The sequence below is a fragment of the Fulvivirga sp. M361 genome (assembly GCF_007097395.1).
Lineage (GTDB): Bacteria > Bacteroidota > Bacteroidia > Cytophagales > Cyclobacteriaceae > Fulvivirga.
Map to the genome: position 1 here is coordinate 53,787 of NZ_VKDC01000029.1, position 18,044 is coordinate 71,830.

Here is an 18,044-nt window from a genome sequence, read left to right on the forward strand (position 1 = left end):
TTCAGCCTCTAAACTTCCGGGCATAGGTACCAATATATTTACAGTCATGTCAAAACTGGCTGCTGATCATGGTGCGATTAACTTATCGCAGGGCTTTCCTGACTTTGAGGTTTCTCCTGAACTGATCGCTTTGGTGGATAACGCTATGAAACAAGGGCATAACCAATATGCTCCTATGGCAGGCCTTCCCTGGCTGAGGCAGGTAATCAGTAAGATGACTGCTGATCGCTATGGTTATCAACCTAATGCAGAAACAGAGATTACGGTCACTTCCGGAGCTACAGAAGCCCTTTTTGGGAGTATAATGGCGTTACTTCACCCCGGAGAAGAGGTGATACTATTTGACCCTTCTTACGACAGCTATGATCCGGTCATTCGTTTAGCAGGAGGTATACCTGTTCATCTGAATTTAACCTATCCGGATTTTCGGATTGACTGGCAGCAGGTTCGGGATACTATTTCAGGTAAAACCCGTCTGATCATCATTAACACACCTCATAATCCAACGGGAAGTACATTACCGGAAGAAGATATGATAGTCTTACAAGGACTGGCTGAAGAACATAACCTTCTTGTGATCAGCGATGAGGTTTATGAACATATTATTTTTGATGAGAAAACACATCAAAGTGTATTGAAGTTTGAAGCGATGAGGAAGCGAAGTGTGGCTATTTCTTCTTTTGGAAAAACATTTCACGCCACAGGTTGGAAAGTAGGCTACCTGGTAGCCTCTGAGGCGTTGACTGCTGAGATAAGAAAGATACACCAATTCGTTACGTTCAGTGTAAGTACTCCTGTTCAGCATGCATTGGGGCAATACTTACAACATAAAAAGAATTATGATAGCCTTGCGAGGTTTTATGAGCAGAAAAGGGATTCCTTTCTGGCATTACTTGAGGAGGCTGACTGGAGGCCTTTGGTTAGCTCAGGAACCTATTTTCAATTGCTCTCCTATGATGGGATGAATGATAAAGGTGATCAGGAGATGGCAGAATATTTAACCAGAAAGTATGGACTGGCCTCTATTCCTATTTCCGTATTTTATCACGATAATACAGATCATAAATTGCTACGTTTTTGTTTTGCCAAACAAGAAGAAACACTTATTAAAGCCGCAGAGATATTATGCAGGATCAGGATCTGAACGTCACATTAATACAAACACGTCTTCACTGGCAAAATATAGGAGCTAACCTGGCCATGCTGGAGGAAAAGATATGGCAAATAGAGGGAGGTACAGACTTAATAGTGCTCCCGGAAATGTTCAATACAGGTTTTTCGATGGAAGTTGAACAGTTGTCTGAGCCTATGAATTTGACGACGTTTAAATGGATGAAGCAAATGGCAGCCCAAACCAAGGCAGTGGTGACAGGCAGTTTCATAGTGCGGGACAAAGACCAATATTACAACCGGCTTATCTGGATGCAGCCGGATGGCGAGTTCCAGGTGTATGATAAGCGCCATTTATTTCGTATGGCGAAGGAGGATGAGCAGTTCAATTCAGGCCAGCAACGGGTAGTATGCGAATGGAAGGGCTGGAAAGTATGTCCTTTGATTTGTTATGACTTGAGATTTCCGGTCTGGAGTCGCAATTTTTCTTCGGATGCTGCAAACCCGTTGGAATATGATGTATTGATCTATGTAGCCAATTGGCCTGCCGCCCGTGTGAATGCCTGGGATACTTTACTCAAGGCAAGAGCGCTTGAAAACCTCTGTTTTACTGTAGGAGTAAACCGTGTGGGTGAAGACGGAAACAACATAGCTTACAACGGTTATTCTCAAGTGGTAGATCCCAAAGGCAACGATTTATGTAATTTTCAAGAGGTGGAGGTAGTACATACGGTATCCTTATCAAAGAATTACCTGACGCGTTTTCGCGAGAAATTCCCCACCTATCTGGATGCGGATAAGTTCAAAATAATGCCTTGATCTTTACTATTGTTATGTCAGCATTGTCTTTGATTTTCAATCATCATTGATGATCAAAATAACGGGAAGTTCTCGACCGGTCAGCAATAGGCAGTAGGCAAAAATGTCATAAAACTTTACCTGCTGCCTGCTTATTTAATTATTAGCATAATCCTGATCTAGAAAAGCAGACGTTCTGTGCCGGACCTCTGTGTCATTCAAGTCTCTGTATACCTCACTATCCCGGAACATACCTAACATTTTATCCAGCATAGGATGTGAACCATTATAGATGAGTAATTTTTGACGTTTATTGCGGACCAGTACATTCAGTAACTTCAATACACTGCCTAGCTTGCTGTTAGGAGAGGAAGAGGTAATAAAAACTACGACCTTCTCAGCCTGATCAACGGCTTGAATGGCTGTATTCGTTACCAGGTCATCAGAGTAGTTATCCAGGTCAAAACAGGAGATATTTTTTTCTACCGGGAGGGGAGGGTTAAATGCTAACCGATCTTCTACAATATGAAGTGAAAGAAAAAGCTTTATCATTTGTCCACTATGAATCGAAATGAGCCGCCATCACTGGTGACCAGGATATACAGTCCATCAGATAACTGTTTTATGGACAGACGGTTTTGTTGCTCTGCCTGGAGTGAGATATTTTCCATAACCACTTGTCCGGTCAATGAGACTACGAAGGCACTTACATTTGCCCGTGACACGATGGTCACCACATCTTTGTTAATCACCGGGTTTGGAAAGATCCTGACCGTTTCTCCCGGCAGGGGTTCTAAGCTGGCCCCGGTATTTCTTAATAACACTAGCCCACCCTGTCCTGTACCAAGTACTACGGCTGGTTTGTCTTCGTTGAAGATGTTAGCAACTCTGGGAATAAGTTTAGTGCCAAAATTTAAAAGCGTAGGCTCCTGGCCTTCCTGTTCTTGAATTACCAGAGGTACTCCATCCAGCGGGTTTTCCAGGTTAGAAAGAAAGTCCGCGTAATAATTGAGATTACCCCGGCCGTCTCCGATCACCATGTCCAATGTGCCGTCCCCATCCAGGTCGCCAAAATCTACCGAAGCATCTATGGTGAAAGGACTTACTTCCCGGTTATAAAATGTTTGATCTTCTAATATGAAATTTGGAGATTCAAATGTACCGGCATTTCTATAATATTCTAATCTACCGGTTCCTCTTCCGATCAGTAAGTCTTTTTCACCGTCTTTGTCAATGTCTATTACGTTGACATTTTCACCTATTAACCCTGAGCCAATGGAAAAAAGGAACCCGATTCCCTGATTGAGGTCTAAATCCAACCCAGTCTCAGATCTATTTAGCAGATAGAGTAATGACGTGGTGCCACTGGATAAGCTGGTCGCACTGAACACAAGGTCTGTTCGCCCATCGTTATTGAGATCGGCAAAATTCGGTTTGAGGTTACGATAGTTCAGCGCCGAAAGGAATAGAAAATCTTCATTGATCAGTTCAAAAGATGGAGCATCCGCCCGCCCGGTATTTTCAAAAAGTCTTAAGGTGGAACGAAACCCCTGGGTTGGGTCTGAGTTATTGCCTATGAACAAGTCCAGGTCACCGTCACCGTCATAGTCAAAAAAAGTCGGCGCTGCATTTTCGCCGAAATCAAGCATCTCACCCTGAAGAAAATCCCTTTGGATGAATTGAAAGTCCGGATTTGTATTGGTGCCGGTATTTTTATAAAACCAATTGGAGTTAGCGAAATCAATGCTACTGCCAATATTGGCCGGAACGTTAGGAGAAACCAGTATATCTTTGATGCCATCAAAATCGAGGTCTTCGAAATAGGACGCAGGGAACATAATAGGCAGTGCCGGATTCGTGCTATTTGGGAAGTTGACGGAAACGGATACCATCTCTGCGTTGGAAGCGGTTCCTCCATTGAATACCGCTGCAAGTCCAAAACAGGTTTCTTCTCCGAGTACAGCATCGTGGTCTCCGTCATTGTCCAGGTCTAATGTAAGCAATGCTTTCCCTCCCTGGTGTTGAATACGGCCTCCTATAGGAGCACAATCTGCTCCGTTCAGGGCAATATCATCACACAGGCATTGTTCAAAATCACCCCAGGCTTGTGTATCTCTTTCCAGTTGTAATGAGTCACAGGTGCCTGTTCGCTCCATAGACAGGTTTTTATGAAATTCTACGGTAGAAGCCCCGGAAAATCTGAAACTTAATACATCCAGATCACCGTCACCGTCTACATCAGTAATGGATGGAATGTCCGAAGCATTCATTTGGAGATTAAGGGGGATGTCCGAGAAACCTTTGGTCAACAAAGGGGATTGAGGCCCCCTGTCATTGAAAAGCCGCCATTTCAAGCCCTCATCGTCACTAACGTTGGTATACACACGAATACCCAACGGATCACTTGTGAAAATGTCTTTTAAGCCATCACAATTGAAATCCCGGAGTAATATCCAACTTCGTATATCCTCGGGAAACAGGCTGGCATAATACGGAGCGTAAGTATAATTGTCGTTCTCATTGATGAAAATATGTATTTTCCCGGAGGTACGCTCGAAAACCATGAGATCTTCTACCTTATCACCGTTTACATCCAGCGTACTATACTGGCTGGAATTTAACCCTCCGACCCAGGGGAATTTAAATAATGTTTTATCTAAACGTTTAACGCTTACGGACTGATCCAGTTGATACACCTGTGCCAGCGTCAGAGTAGGAAAAGAAATGATCAAAAAGCACCACCAGAAGATGTGTCGGTATATCATACAAATTAAAATATCCTAATGTAACGAAGTGAATGCTATGGAGGTTCATGAAAGTACTATCTTTTTGCTACTTATGGATGTCATCTGTGTTATTATTATTGAAAGGAAGATATTATCCGAATATTTGACGGGTTGGCATATCTTTGTTTGAGAACATTATATCTTATGATAGCTGCACTATACCAACATTTCCTTGATCACCCGGAGGTTTGTACGGATACCAGAAGGATTGCCAAAGGGTCTGTTTTCTTCGCTTTAAAAGGCCCCAATTTTGATGCTAATGCGTTTGCTGCTGAAGCTTTATACAAGGGGGCTGCCCTGGCTGTGGTAGATGATCCGTCCGTCGTGAAAGATGACAGGTATTTTCTGGTGGAAGACGTGCTTAAAGCGCTGCAGGATCTGGCAAGGCACCACAGGGATCAATTAAAAATACCGGTAATCGGGTTGACAGGCTCCAATGGAAAAACAACTACCAAAGAACTCATAAATGTTGTGCTTTCTACGCGGTACCTTACCGTGGCCACCCATGGTAATTTAAATAACCATATAGGTGTACCACTGACCATTCTTTCTATTAAGCCTGAGCATGAAATGGCTATTGTAGAAATGGGCGCTAATCATGTGGGCGAAATTGCATTATTAAGTTCTATTGCCAAACCCAGTCACGGATTGATCACTAATATTGGGAAGGCCCACCTGGAGGGATTTGGGGGGATTGAGGGGGTGATCAGAGGTAAAAGTGAGCTGTATCAACACCTGATACAATGTAATGGAGTAGTATGGATCAACTCACATAGCCATGAGCTTTCTAACATGGCCAAACGCTTTGAAGCTCCGTTGATGTATCCCGATAATGGAGATTATTACCATTGCGAACTGGTAGGTGTGGAGCCCTTCCTCAAAGTGAAAAACGAAGAAGGTGACTTGATCCAAACACAGCTTACCGGTAAATACAATTTTGACAATATTGCTTCAGCTATGGCGATAGGGAAGTATTTTGAGGTTACTCCTGCAGCTATGGCTACCGCTATTGCCAACTATTCACCTCAGAATATGAGGTCGCAGATTATCGAGCGCGGGAGTAATACGATTATTCTGGATGCATACAATGCCAATCCTGATTCGATGGCCGCTGCATTGGAAAATTTGTCATTGCAAAATGCACAAAGGAAAGTGGTTGTACTTGGCGATATGATGGAACTGGGTGAAGACTGTGATAAAGAGCACCGAAATCTTGGGCATATACTTAATGATATGAAACCAGATACTGTTTTCCTGTGTGGTGAATTTGTAAGGATCACGCATGAAGAGGTAGCGGATAGTTTTTACTTTAATGACAGGAAGGGGTTAATGGAGCATTTACAAACTCATCCGATAAAGGACAGCCTGATACTTATTAAGGCTTCACGCAGTATTGGGTTGGAACAGGTGGTGGATCATCTTTAATCTTATTTCCGCCATAGGGCTAAGACTAAGACACCCTATTATTTCCGATAAATCAATCACTTTTGATCGTACGATCGGTTTTTGCTATGCCACTAAGTTACACAAAGCCTCACCGAGTTACACAAAGACGGTGTCTCCTCACTTTGTGAACCTTTGTGCTACTTTGCGAGGCTTTGTGTAACAACCTTATCAGGCCCGGGTAAGATTGTAGAAAAACAGCCCGCCGATTGATTGTACGGTAGAAAGTATGGTGCAAGGGTTAGTTGATCTGCTCGTTTATAATAGTCAAAGTACGCCCGGTCAAAATCGTTTTGTATTTTCTGAGAGGGATCACTGCAGGGCCTCTTGACGGGAATACATCCGGTAAATTAAAGATAGACCCGCAAGTAGCATCTCTCAGTAAGATAGGATTATTCTTATCCACAAAAACAGATGAACCCGCTTCGAAGGGGAGATAAGTGCAATTTTGTTCTATGGCATGATAAGTAGAAGCGTTTTCCCGGTAAATAATAATGCCTGCCACTCCATTGGCAATACTTTCATAGCCCCCGTCACTTGCCAGGTCCCGGTATTGGGGTAAATTCAGATCAATAATGATCTCATTAAAGGTAGCCGGCGGTAATTGGTCCTGCTGTAGGTTATCACTGCATGCTGTAGCAACGATGAAAATCGATAAGAAATATACCACACGTCTCATTATGCGCTTCATACTCATTGATCATTTAATGGCCTTTAGGTGGTCTTTTGATATACCACATATGCATAACGTTTTGAGCCCTGACTTAGTGCAGTGTTCTGAACTGCTTGAGGAAACGAACGTCATTTTCTGTGTATAAACGGAGGTCATTAACCCTGAATTTCAATTGGGTGATCCTTTCAATACCCATTCCAAAGGCAAAACCTGTATATTCTTCAGGATCGATACCGCAGTTCGACAACACGTTGGGGTCCACCATGCCTGAGCCTGCTATCTCCACCCAACCGGTATATTTACAAAGCTGACAGCCGTCCCCATGGCATATCTGACAAGAAATATCTATTTCCGCGCTAGGCTCGGTAAAAGGGAAGTAAGAAGGGCGATACCTGACTTTAGTCTCTTTCCCGAACATCTCCTTTGCAAAATGATACAATGTTTGTTTCAGGTCAACAAAACTTACATTTTTATCAATATACAGTCCTTCTACCTGGTGGAACACACAGTGCGCCCGGGCAGATATTGCCTCATTTCTAAACACCCTCCCCGGCATAATGGAGCGTATCGGCGGTTTTTGCTTTAGCATTAACCGTGTCTGAACATTTGATGTATGGGTGCGAAGCAAAATGTCCGGGTCTCTTTCAATAAAAAAAGTATCCTGCATCTCCCTGGCAGGGTGGTTTTCAGGGAAATTGAGGGCCGTAAAGTTATGCCAGTCATCTTCGATCTCAGGCCCGTCTGCCACGTTGAAGCCGATACGTTCAAATACCTCTATGATCTGGTACCGTACGTAGTTTAGTGGGTGCATACTTCCCGGTTCCCCATCAGCCGGTGGCAAGGTCAGGTCCACATGCTCAGAAGATTCAACAGAATTAGTGGAATTCGCAGAAACGATCAACTCCTGAAATTTTACCTGGGCTGCCTGTTTCAACTCATTCATCTTTATTCCAAAATCTTTTTTCTGTTCATTTGGAATATTTTTAAGCTCCTGGAATAATGCTCCAATGACGCTTTTCTTGCTGATGAATTTCAGTCTGTATTCTTCCAGTTCAGCCTGATTAACAGCCGATGCATTGGTAATTTCCGCTAATATTGAATCTACTTTGTCCTGCATATCAGATGATCATCCCTGCTGCGACCGTTTCATTCGTTCCTTCATCGATGAGGATAACACTACCTGTTACCCTGTTACGACTGTAACGGTCGTAGAATAAGGGCTTGGTGGTTCTTAAGGTTACTCTTGCAATATCGTTCATTTTGATGTTTTTATCATCCTCAATACGATGCAAAGTATTAATGTCTACCTTATAGTGGATATTTTTGACCAGGCAGCGTGCTTCATTGGTAGTATGTCTGAGCCCGTACTTTCCATTAGCCAATAAAGCCTGATCGCTCATCCAGCATATCATAATGTCTACATCCTGGTCTACATGAGGGCGATTATTATCACGTACGATCATATCTCCACGGCTGATATCTATATCATCTTCCAGCTGTATGGTCACAGACATCGGAGCGAATGCTTCTTCCAGTTTTTCTTCAAATGATTCAATGGTTTTGATCTTACTTGAAAACCCGGATGGTAAAACCACTACATCATCTCCTGGCTTGAAAACGCCCCCGGCTATCCTTCCCGCATACCCTCTGAAATCATGGTATTGATCGGATTGCGGACGGATCACGTACTGCACCGGAAAACGACAATCAATATGGTTATGGTCACTTCCGATGTGGATGTTTTCCAACATGTAGAGCAATGTACCCCCCTTGTACCAGGGCATATCTTGCGATTCATTGACCACATTATCACCTTTTAAGGCACTTATCGGCGCAAAACGAATGTCTTTTACATCCAGCTTCGAAGAAAATGCTTCTATATCGTCTTTGATCTTATTATAGGCAGCCTCATCGTAATCTATCAGGTCCATTTTATTGATACAAAAGACTACGTGAGGAATACCAAGCAGGGCGGCAATGAAAGTGTGCCGGTAGGTCTGTTCCTGTACACCTTTGCGTGCATCTACAAGAATAAGCGCCAGGTTAGCGGTAGAAGCCCCTGTCACCATGTTTCTTGTATACTGGATATGCCCCGGGGTGTCAGCAATAATGAATTTCCGTTTTGGAGTAGCAAAATAGCGGTAAGCTACATCTATGGTAATACCTTGCTCTCTTTCCGCTCGTAATCCATCGGTAAGTAGCGCCAGGTTGACGTGTTCATCCCCTTTACGTTTACTGGATTCTTCTATCGCTTCGTACTGATCTTCAAATATGGACTTAGAGTCATATAGCAGACGCCCTATCAATGTACTTTTACCATCGTCTACACTACCTGCTGTAGTGAAGCGGAGTAATTCCATGTCCAGGTAACCATCGGGAGCTGCGTTCTCTTCTTGTGTTGACATTTTATATGTAGTTGTACTGACCTAATTCTAAAAATAACCTTGTTTTTTCCTGTCTTCCATGGCAGCTTCCGATCTTTTATCATCAGACCGGGTCCCTCTTTCTGTCTGGCGGGAGGCAGCCACTTCTTCAATGATATGTTCTAAATTACCTGCATCGGATTCTATGGCGCCGGTACAAGTCATATCACCAATGGTTCTGAAGCGAATGGTTTTGGTAACAGTTTCCTCAGATTCACGTTGTGGGACTATTCCATTACTGGCCATGATGACACCATCTCTGACAAAAACTTCCCGTTGATGTGAGAAGTATAGGGAGGGTAGTTCTATCCCTTCCATCAAAATGTACTGCCATACATCCATTTCCGTCCAGTTGCTAATAGGGAATACCCTGAAATTTTCGCCAAAATGTTTTTTACCGTTAAATAAATTCCAAAGCTCCGGACGTTGGTTTTTAGGGTCCCACTGGCCAAATTCATCACGATGAGAGAAGAAACGTTCTTTGGCACGTGCTTTTTCTTCATCACGTCGTGCGCCACCCAGGCAAGCGTCGAACTTATTCGTTTCAATCGTCTCCAGCAAGGTCACTGTTTGTAGTGCATTGCGGCTGGCGTTATATCCCTTTTCTTCTACTACTTTGCCTTCGTCAATAGACGTCTGTACAGAGCCTACGATTAGCTGGGCACCTAACTCATTGACATATTTATCTCTGAACTCGATGGTTTCAGGAAAATTGTGCCCGGTATCGATGTGCACGAGAGGGAAAGGTATTTTTCCTGGGAAAAAAGCCTTTCGGGCTATATGAGCAACTGTGATAGAGTCTTTACCACCTGAAAACAGTATGGCAGGATTTTCAAATTGCGCGGCTACTTCTCGTATGATAAAAATAGCTTCAGCCTCTAATTCCTTTAAGTGCGTTAAGTTATACGCTTTCATTTATTTACAGATCAAATTTGTTTCTAACAGTCCACAAAGAACCGTTTATTAATGTAAAGATTTACAAGAGAATGAAAATAGTGAAGATTGTTTAACAATGGATTAGCAGTATTACAGTGCAAATAACGACTATTATTTCTTTTGCCTTGTTTTTCTTTAATGACTTCAATTTAGTTTAACAATGGGTAAAATTTTCTCCAACATTTCGTTTAGAGATTCTTCCAGGCCCTGCTCGCCGGTTTTGACAATAAGGTCAGCCTGTTTTGGGGGTTCGAAAGGAGAATCAATGCCTGTAAAGTTTTTGATCAATCCCTTTCTGGCTTTGGCATAAAGGCCTTTAACATCCCGTGACTCACAAATATCCAGCGGACAGTCAATGAACACTTCATAGTATTTGTCGCCTATGATTGACTTTGCCATACTCCTGATGCTTTCCAGGGGGCTTATTAACGAACAGATGGTAACCACGCCATTCGCCGCAAGCAACTTGGCCGTTTCGGCGGCACGCCGGATATTTTCTGTTCTTTCTTCTTCTGAAAAGCCCAGGTTATTATTTATTCCTGTTCTCAAATTGTCTCCATCCAGTAGCGCGGTCAGGATGCCTTTCTCATGAAGTGAATTTTCCAGGGCCCTGGCCAGCGTACTTTTTCCGGAGCCTGACAAACCTACCATCCAAATAACCTGAGACTGTTGCTCCAGTAAAGCCTCTTTTTGTTCTGTTTTCAGAATAGAATCAAATATCGGATGTATGTTTTCTGCCATGAATACCAAATAAACCACAAAGCTACAATTAATGACAAAAATTTGTTAATGAGGAAGGGATTTCTACTTTTGCCAGCTTAAATTATTTGCTTTCATGAACTTTATCAAAACAGATGAACTTATCCGGCTATCCATCCAGGCGGGAGAAGAGATCCTAAAAATCTATAATGATCCGGCCACTGCTGATGTGGTGGACTATAAAAGTGATGATTCACCGCTAACCCTGGCGGATCAGGCCTCACATAAGATCTTGGAAAAGGGATTGAAAGAATTACACCCTGAAATACCCATCATTAGCGAGGAAGGCCGTCAGTTGGAATATGAAGAAAGAAAGGACCTGGATCTTTTCTGGTTGGTGGACCCGTTGGATGGCACGAAAGAATTTATCAACCGCAATGGTGAATTCACGGTGAATGTGGCGCTGATCAAAGATAACTACCCGGTAGCAGGATTTATTTATGCACCTGTGCTTGACACTATGTATGTGGGTACCAAAGAGCTATCTTATAAAATAGAGCGAGGAGAAAAGTCCGATTTACGTGTCAATGGCGTGAATCACAATGTAGCGGTAAGAAGTAAATCTCACGCCAGCCAGGAAGAGGAATCTGTATTGACAAAGTACAATATAAAAGACAGCATATCCGTAGGCAGCTCACTGAAATTCTGTATGGTGGCCGAAGGTAAAGCCGATGTTTACTATCGCTTTGGCCCTACCATGGAATGGGACACCGCTGCCGGCCAGGCAGTACTTGAAGCCGCAGGCGGTAAAGTCTTTAAAGAAACCGGCCCTGAGCGATTTGCTTATAATAAGGAGAGTCTGCTGAATTCGGGGTTTTTGTGTTTGGGGTTTGTAGAGTAGTGTCCTGGCACAACCCTAAAAGTCCTTTTTATAAATGTCTTCAAGGCATAGGTAGTGGAAAATCACTTTTGGGCTATCAAGACTAGTTTTTAACCCTAACAGGCTGAAAAAAAATAGGACTATTTCCGTATGTCCTACAGGTTATTGGAATAATTCAAATCAAGTGAATGTAAGAATCTTTTTGAAAAGATCTTCAAATTCAAATCATGCATTTCTTAAGTGCCCTATATAAATTATTAAGGTCTGAAAACTGATTTTCGTCAGTGTACTATTTGGCTTTTGATTAAGCTTTTTAATAAACCCGGATTTACTATCTTGAATGAGTAAATATCAGTTTTAACAACTGGTCACACTTTTTCCATTTTAACCCCCATGTGATGAGATATGGCTTTGTATTTTTCCTGCTTTTATTCCCGATCTCTATTTATGCCCAACAATGGACTGGTTCTACTACTACGGACGGAACTATTTCAAGGGGAGGAAAAGTAGGGATTGGTATCAGTGATCCGGAATATCCATTACACATAAAGAGTCCGTCTAATGCCAATATAAAAATTGAAGGAGGTACCTCAGGGTATGCGGACATACGGTTAAGGTCAGGCACTGACCCTGATGTAAACGGATGGCAGATATGGACCGACGCATCGAACAATTACCTGGACTTCTTTCATACCACAAGTAAAATGACCCTGATGCCTGATGGATACCTGGGTATTGGGACTAATGATCCAATAGACCAGCTTCATATCAAAAGTGCCCTCAATACCAGTTTACGTCTGGAAGGTGGAGGGAATGGTTATGCTAATATCAGGCTCAGATCAGGGACCGACCCGACGCCTTCAGGCTGGGAGGTCTGGACGGATCCGGTGAATAATCACCTCGATTTTTTCCATGGAGGTAGCAAGATGACACTCTTAACCAATGGTCGTCTGGGCGTTGGTACATCCAGTCCCAGTGCTTTTTTTGAAGTTAATAAGGCCTCTAATGATTTCTGGACGGCCTTTATTAAGAATGGCGGAGGCAATTCGAAAGGACTTCTGATCTCGAATGGTTATGGAGGTAATCCGGCCAACAATGAACCCACCATCTTACAACTGGAGGATAACGATGGAGCTGTGAGAATGAAAGTTCAAAGTAATGGTAAAGTAGGCATCGGTACCGCATCCCCTGATTCCAGGCTCACCGTAAAAGGCGACATCCATGCTGAAGAGGTGAAAGTCGACCTCAGCGTTCCTGGTCCTGACTATGTTTTTGAAGAAGATTATGATCTGCCTACTCTGAAAAGTGTTCAAAACTATATCCGGGAAAACAAACATTTACCGGAAGTTCCTTCTGCGCAGGAAATGGAGAAAAATGGGATTGACCTTGGTGAGATGAATATGCTGCTTTTAAAGAAGGTGGAGGAGTTGACGCTCTACATACTAGATATCAACCGGAAAGTTCAAACCATTGAAAGTGAAAATAGGGAGCTCAAGCAGGAGATAAGAATATTAAAACAATCAAACCAATGAAAACCATGAAAAGATATGCTTTGCTACTAGTTGTCGCAATTATTGGAAGTATAGCTGTGGCATCAGCTCAATACCTCAATACAGATGGCTCTAACAATATGACAGGTCCACTAAATGTAGAAATACCGGCATCTTATGCTTCTATTGAACTTAAATCAACTATTGGGTCGTTCATAGACTTTCATTCCAGCGTCAGTTCCGATTTTGACGGAAGACTCATATGGAATCAGGATGGCTCCAATGAATTTGGCCTTTTCGGTAAGGTAAGGTTCCATAATATGGTTTTGACCAATGACCTTATCGGTGTAGGCCTCAACACTCCAAAGGCAGGTATCCACGTAACAAAAACCTATGCCATAGGAGATGGTAGCAAAGTAGCGGCAAGGTTTGGTGATGCTCATTTTCACTGGACTTATTTTGGAGATGGGCATAGCGGACGAATAAGAGGAAGTGGAGAAGGATACCTCTGGATTGAGAGCAATGCCAATGGTGGCGGAGATAAAATGTTGTATCTCAATGCATCTTCACCAGGGCATGTGAATATAGCAGCTGGCGGGGGTAATGTATTAATAGGAAAAATCACCCAATCGAATAGTACTTACAAACTTGACGTAGCCGGTTCAGTCCGTGCGAATGAAATTGTAGTAAATACTACCGGTGCGGATTATGTTTTCGAGGATAATTACGAATTAAAGAGTCTGGATGAAGTGGAAGACTTTATTGAACAGAATGGTCATTTACCGGGTATACCTTCGGCGCCTGAAATGCAGGAGGAAGGAATGGCTGTGGGTGAGTTGAATACGAAGTTGTCGGAGAAGGTGGAGGAACTAACCTTATTTATCATTAAACAAAACAATAGACTGAAACATCAGGAACAAGAGCTAACCAAGCTAAAAAGAGAATGTTTAAAAAGTCCTAATTGATGATCAAAACATGAAAACCAAACTACTATTAATCTTAATTTTAATTTCATTTAAACTAATAGGTCAGGAAGACTTTAGAAATCAAAATTATTTTCAAAACTATTTGCCTCAAACTCCAAGTCAAGCCAAATTTCAAACGTATGGCAGTATCCCTATTGATTTGTATACTGGATTGCCCAATGTTTCAATACCTTTGGGTACTGTATCGAGTCAAAAGATGCAATTACCCATTAACTTGATATATGATGCTTCTGGAGTAAAACTCGATGAAATTGCCGATAATGTCGGACTACATTGGAGGCTTGATGTAGAGAGTTCCATTACCAGATTATTGAGAGGCCTTCCGGATGAAACACCAAGTAATGGATACTTTTTCACCCAACAAGAGTCTGGTAATTTTCAAAATATTGCTAACACCATGGACTCTTGGGTAATTTGGAGTGAAGAAAAACTTCGAGATACACAACCTGACGAATTTCATGTTGCCATAGCCGGGCGACCTTCGTTTAAAATAGTTTTTAATAATCAACAACCAATGACTATTCCTGAGACCAGTGTGTTGGTTAGTGTTAGTCAGGAAGATTCAAAAATACATGGTTTTACACTCAAGTTTCCGGATGGTATGGAATATCAGTATGGATATGATCAGTTTCATATAGAAAGTAGAGAGTTTTCCTACATGAGCTTGAGTTTTTATTCTGGTTTCCACTCTGCTAATTGGTTCGAAAAAGACCTGTCTAGTGGCCTTTTTAATACAAAGTGGTTGCTTAAAAGAATGACTGGTGCTGACGGAGACTACATAGAGTTTACATATGACGATGCAGCTTCTGTTGAGTATGTCGGAAAGCCGACGGAAACAGAACTGTTTCCTGTGAGTAGTTATATTAATTTTAATGCTCCTGTTTACGAACCGTGGTATCGTTTTGCTATGGTTAAGTTTGCTCAAAATACACCAGGTTCCTCCCCCAGTGATTTAGGTTTCGTCAAAGACATCTCTGATCGATGGGTGCCGGGTCCCTCCCTCATTAGTGGTGAGCCTTACAATGGTGTGTGGCTTGAAGCTCAATGGGAAGACTTTTTTATTGATCCTGATGTATTATTGAATTATGCAGGAGGCAAATATTATGTACAGACCAAAACGACAGATAATTTAAGGTATTTGACACTGATAAGGTGTAAGAATGGAAATAAGGTAAGTGTCATAAATACAACTGGTCGTGAAGATCTTACAGGTGGTCTAAAAACAGATTACATTATTTTTTATAGTTTCTTAGGAGAGCGTTCGCGCAAAGTTGAGCTTAGGTATTCTAATATAACCTCATCATATCTTACTAATACAAACCTGGAAGATCCTGTTAACTTAGCTGAAGGTCAACTTCATAGATTTCTGGCACCAGCTTCCGAGTTCACCTCTGCCAGGCAAATATCACAGATAAATCAAACTTCGGTAACGGATGTTCTATTTAGGGATTATGTGTATGAAGGTGCTGATACATATAATTATAAACGACTGTTTCTGGATGAAATAAGGCTATTTGATAAATTTGAAGATAAGTATAAGTCCTATACATTCGATTACAAGTCTCCTGAAAAGCTAGCAAGAAGGACAGCCAAAACTGATAATTATGGGTTTTCTCCAGAGAACGAAAGCTATGGTGCTCTTGAGAAGCTTACGTATCCTACCGGAGCATATTCATTGTTCAACTATACGCAGGGTTATGGGCATAGATTGGCTTCTTTATCCGATTGGAGTATCAATAATAGTGTTTTTCCACTTCTTAATCGTACCATTACTTATTTGGATTCCAGAAGCTATGGGCAAGGGTTTAGCAAAACTGATTATAATAATTTCAAGGTATTCGGCTTAGATGAGTGGTATAAATACCGTGTAGAGTCCAGTGAAAACTTTGGCGAAACAGTGCTTACAAAGGGAGTTCCTAAAGGAAACTATAGAGTGAGATTGGCCTATGGTAATAATGGCTATGAAGAATATGCCTATACGTCATTTGGCAATATTCCAGCCGTTAATTTTGATACCGACAATGCTAAAACACCAGTGATGGCAAATCCTCCGGATACTGACAATGACGGTGTAGCTCAAAACTCTTTCTTTAATATCTTACCATACCCACCATCATTAGATCGAGATCATTTGCGAGGTCATTTACTTTCAAAAACAGTGGTTGATAAAGATGGGAACCAAGTACAAAAAGTAACTAATACCTATAGCTTAAATCATGAACATGTGCCATCCATAGCTAATATCTTTACCGCTGGACGAACATCATATACTGCCAAAGATGGGCGAAGTGATCTGGAGAAACTCCTAGGTGTTAACATCTATTTTGATCCAGTATACAAAAATAGATGGGCCATAACGCCGATTCAAAATGATCGCTTGACACTAACCAATACGAGTATTGAAACTTTTGAAATGCAAAGCACGGAAAAAGTAACGGTTAGTACCGCCATTACAGAGCATCCGGATTTCCCCGGGTTAGTTAAGTCCAGAACCATTACCCATCCAGATGGCTCTCAAACAAAGGAAGAATATTTATATCCCATTGATTTGTTTGATATTGATGGAACTTATACTTTTCCAGTTGGTACTAACCCGGAGCTAGTTGGTATTTATCAAAAAGTTCACGACTATCACGTCAACGCCCCGCTGGAAACCGTTACTTATTTTAAAGGGAAAAATGAAAGTTACTTTAAAATAGTTTCTTCAGAACTAACTACCTACAAAAAGAATAATACATTAAATAAGGCTTTCCCTTATAGGAGATATGTCTTGGCCATTTCGGATCCTGTAGGTACAATGCAGCCGTTGGGTAAAACCTTACACCCTCCCTATTCATTTATAAAAGATAGCCGTTATGTTATGGTCGAAGAGTATGGGTTTAACGATGATGGTAATTTAATAACCAGTAACGGTCGTGATGGGATAAGTCATGAACTCGAATGGGGAAACTACAATAGTTTTGTTACAGCATCAACCACGAACCCAGGAAACATTGAACACAGGATTGAGTATGAGCATAGGCCTGGGATAGGGGTTACAAAGATCACAGATGAAAATGGATTAGTGGATACCTATGAATATGACAATTACCACAGGTTAAAACTTATTAAGGATAATGATAAAAGTATTATTGAGCGTTATCGTTATCATGATGCCAACGAGGCCGATGGAATGATTGCCTCATATGTATATTCAGGGAGTAGACAGGATGTAATAATCACTGATCCTGTAATCTTCACAGCGATAGGAACTGCGCCAAGCGTCGGGGAAACCAGATATTATTGGGATTTTGGCAATGGTGATGTAAGGGAAACATTAAGTAAAAGTATTATTTACACGTACCAGGATGTTGGGACTTATACGGTGACATTAACCCTGATCAACCCTGATTATCCAACAAAGCATGAAAGTAAGCAAATACCGGTAGTTTCTCCGTTGACTGTGTCCAGAACTAACCTTTTCTTTTCCTATTCTTCAGGTACAAAAACGGTAGGTGTAACCAGCCCTGCCGGACCTTATACTGTGACAGGAGGAGGTTGGCTGTCTATTTCAAACATTACCAGCACTTCATTTCAAGTTAATGCCGGGTCAAATGCCGGAGACCCAAATGATAGAACCGGAGGGATAACAGTTTCAAATTCTATGAAAACGATTCATATACCCGTTACGCAGGCAGGTGATCCTAATACGGGGGGTGGTGGTGATCAATGCCCTCCAGGGTGTCATTGGAATTCAGCACTTGAAAGATGTGATTCAGACTCAGGAGGACCGTGCACCATTTGATTTACTCCATACTATGAATGAATTAAGAAATCAACG

Annotated in this window: 14 protein-coding genes; 7 read left to right on the top strand and 7 right to left on the bottom strand. The window is 41.9% G+C overall.

The genetic code is table 11. From position 1 onward, the window contains the following. The first annotated feature begins 46 nt into the window (after positions 1–46). Positions 47–1,144 (top strand): methionine aminotransferase, encoded by a 1,098-nt coding sequence (locus FNH22_RS24010; protein ID WP_255518148.1) that lies wholly within the window; start codon positions 47–49, stop codon positions 1,142–1,144. After that, entirely contained in the window at positions 1,126–1,929 is an 804-nt protein-coding gene (locus FNH22_RS24015) for an amidohydrolase (protein WP_143400997.1), read from the top strand. The genes FNH22_RS24010 and FNH22_RS24015 overlap by 19 nt, the downstream gene beginning before the upstream one ends. A 135-nt stretch (positions 1,930–2,064) precedes the next feature. Here the strand turns inward: FNH22_RS24015 and FNH22_RS24020 are convergent, their stop codons facing one another. Further along, the gene (locus FNH22_RS24020) at positions 2,065–2,460 is read right to left on the bottom strand and encodes a hypothetical protein (protein WP_143400998.1); all 396 of its coding nucleotides are present in this window, start codon (positions 2,458–2,460) and stop codon (positions 2,065–2,067) included. After that, positions 2,457–4,673: an FG-GAP-like repeat-containing protein gene (locus FNH22_RS24025; RefSeq protein WP_143400999.1), complete on the bottom strand. Its 2,217-nt coding sequence runs from the start codon at positions 4,671–4,673 to the stop codon at positions 2,457–2,459. Before FNH22_RS24025 ends, FNH22_RS24020 begins: the two co-directional genes overlap by 4 nt. Before the next feature lie 165 nt (positions 4,674–4,838). On the opposite strand from FNH22_RS24025, the gene murF reads away from it, so the two are divergent. Then, positions 4,839–6,119, top strand: coding sequence for a UDP-N-acetylmuramoyl-tripeptide--D-alanyl-D-alanine ligase (gene murF / locus FNH22_RS24030; protein WP_143401000.1), 1,281 nt, complete (start codon positions 4,839–4,841; stop codon positions 6,117–6,119). Positions 6,120–6,378: 259 nt separating this feature from the next. Here the strand turns inward: murF and FNH22_RS24035 are convergent, their stop codons facing one another. The 5 genes from FNH22_RS24035 to cysC all read right to left on the bottom strand — a co-directional run bounded on the left by FNH22_RS24035 (position 6,379) and on the right by cysC (position 10,910). After that, positions 6,379–6,828 carry a hypothetical protein gene (locus FNH22_RS24035; protein ID WP_143401002.1) on the bottom strand — a complete coding sequence of 150 codons (450 nt, stop codon included), beginning with the start codon at positions 6,826–6,828 and terminating at the stop codon, positions 6,379–6,381. Positions 6,829–6,901: 73 nt separating this feature from the next. Beyond that, a complete protein-coding gene (gene pheS, locus FNH22_RS24040; RefSeq protein WP_143401003.1) occupies positions 6,902–7,927 on the bottom strand; it encodes a phenylalanine--tRNA ligase subunit alpha in 1,026 nt (341 codons plus the stop codon). 1 nt (position 7,928) lies between these two features. Next, positions 7,929–9,215, bottom strand: coding sequence for a sulfate adenylyltransferase subunit CysN (gene cysN, locus FNH22_RS24045; RefSeq protein ID WP_143401004.1), 1,287 nt, complete (start codon positions 9,213–9,215; stop codon positions 7,929–7,931). 27 nt (positions 9,216–9,242) lie between these two features. Then, positions 9,243–10,148: a sulfate adenylyltransferase subunit CysD gene (cysD, locus tag FNH22_RS24050; protein WP_143401005.1), complete on the bottom strand. Its 906-nt coding sequence runs from the start codon at positions 10,146–10,148 to the stop codon at positions 9,243–9,245. Between the two features lie 165 nt (positions 10,149–10,313). Next, complete coding sequence (cysC, locus tag FNH22_RS24055) at positions 10,314–10,910, bottom strand: adenylyl-sulfate kinase (RefSeq protein WP_143401006.1); 597 nt, start codon at positions 10,908–10,910, stop codon at positions 10,314–10,316. 94 nt (positions 10,911–11,004) lie between these two features. Between cysC and cysQ the strand changes: the two genes are divergently transcribed. The 4 genes from cysQ (at position 11,005) to FNH22_RS24075 (ending at position 18,008) form a co-directional block, all read left to right on the top strand. Continuing rightward, entirely contained in the window at positions 11,005–11,769 is a 765-nt protein-coding gene (cysQ, locus tag FNH22_RS24060; RefSeq protein WP_143401007.1) for a 3'(2'),5'-bisphosphate nucleotidase CysQ, read from the top strand. 377 nt (positions 11,770–12,146) lie between these two features. After that, positions 12,147–13,280 carry a tail fiber protein gene (locus FNH22_RS24065; RefSeq protein ID WP_143401009.1) on the top strand — a complete coding sequence of 378 codons (1,134 nt, stop codon included), beginning with the start codon at positions 12,147–12,149 and terminating at the stop codon, positions 13,278–13,280. A gap of 5 nt (positions 13,281–13,285) precedes the next feature. Next, positions 13,286–14,203: a hypothetical protein gene (locus tag FNH22_RS24070; RefSeq protein ID WP_143401010.1), complete on the top strand. Its 918-nt coding sequence runs from the start codon at positions 13,286–13,288 to the stop codon at positions 14,201–14,203. A gap of 10 nt (positions 14,204–14,213) precedes the next feature. Then, positions 14,214–18,008 carry a PKD domain-containing protein gene (locus tag FNH22_RS24075; RefSeq protein WP_143401012.1) on the top strand — a complete coding sequence of 1,265 codons (3,795 nt, stop codon included), beginning with the start codon at positions 14,214–14,216 and terminating at the stop codon, positions 18,006–18,008. The last annotated feature ends 36 nt before the right edge of the window (positions 18,009–18,044 follow it).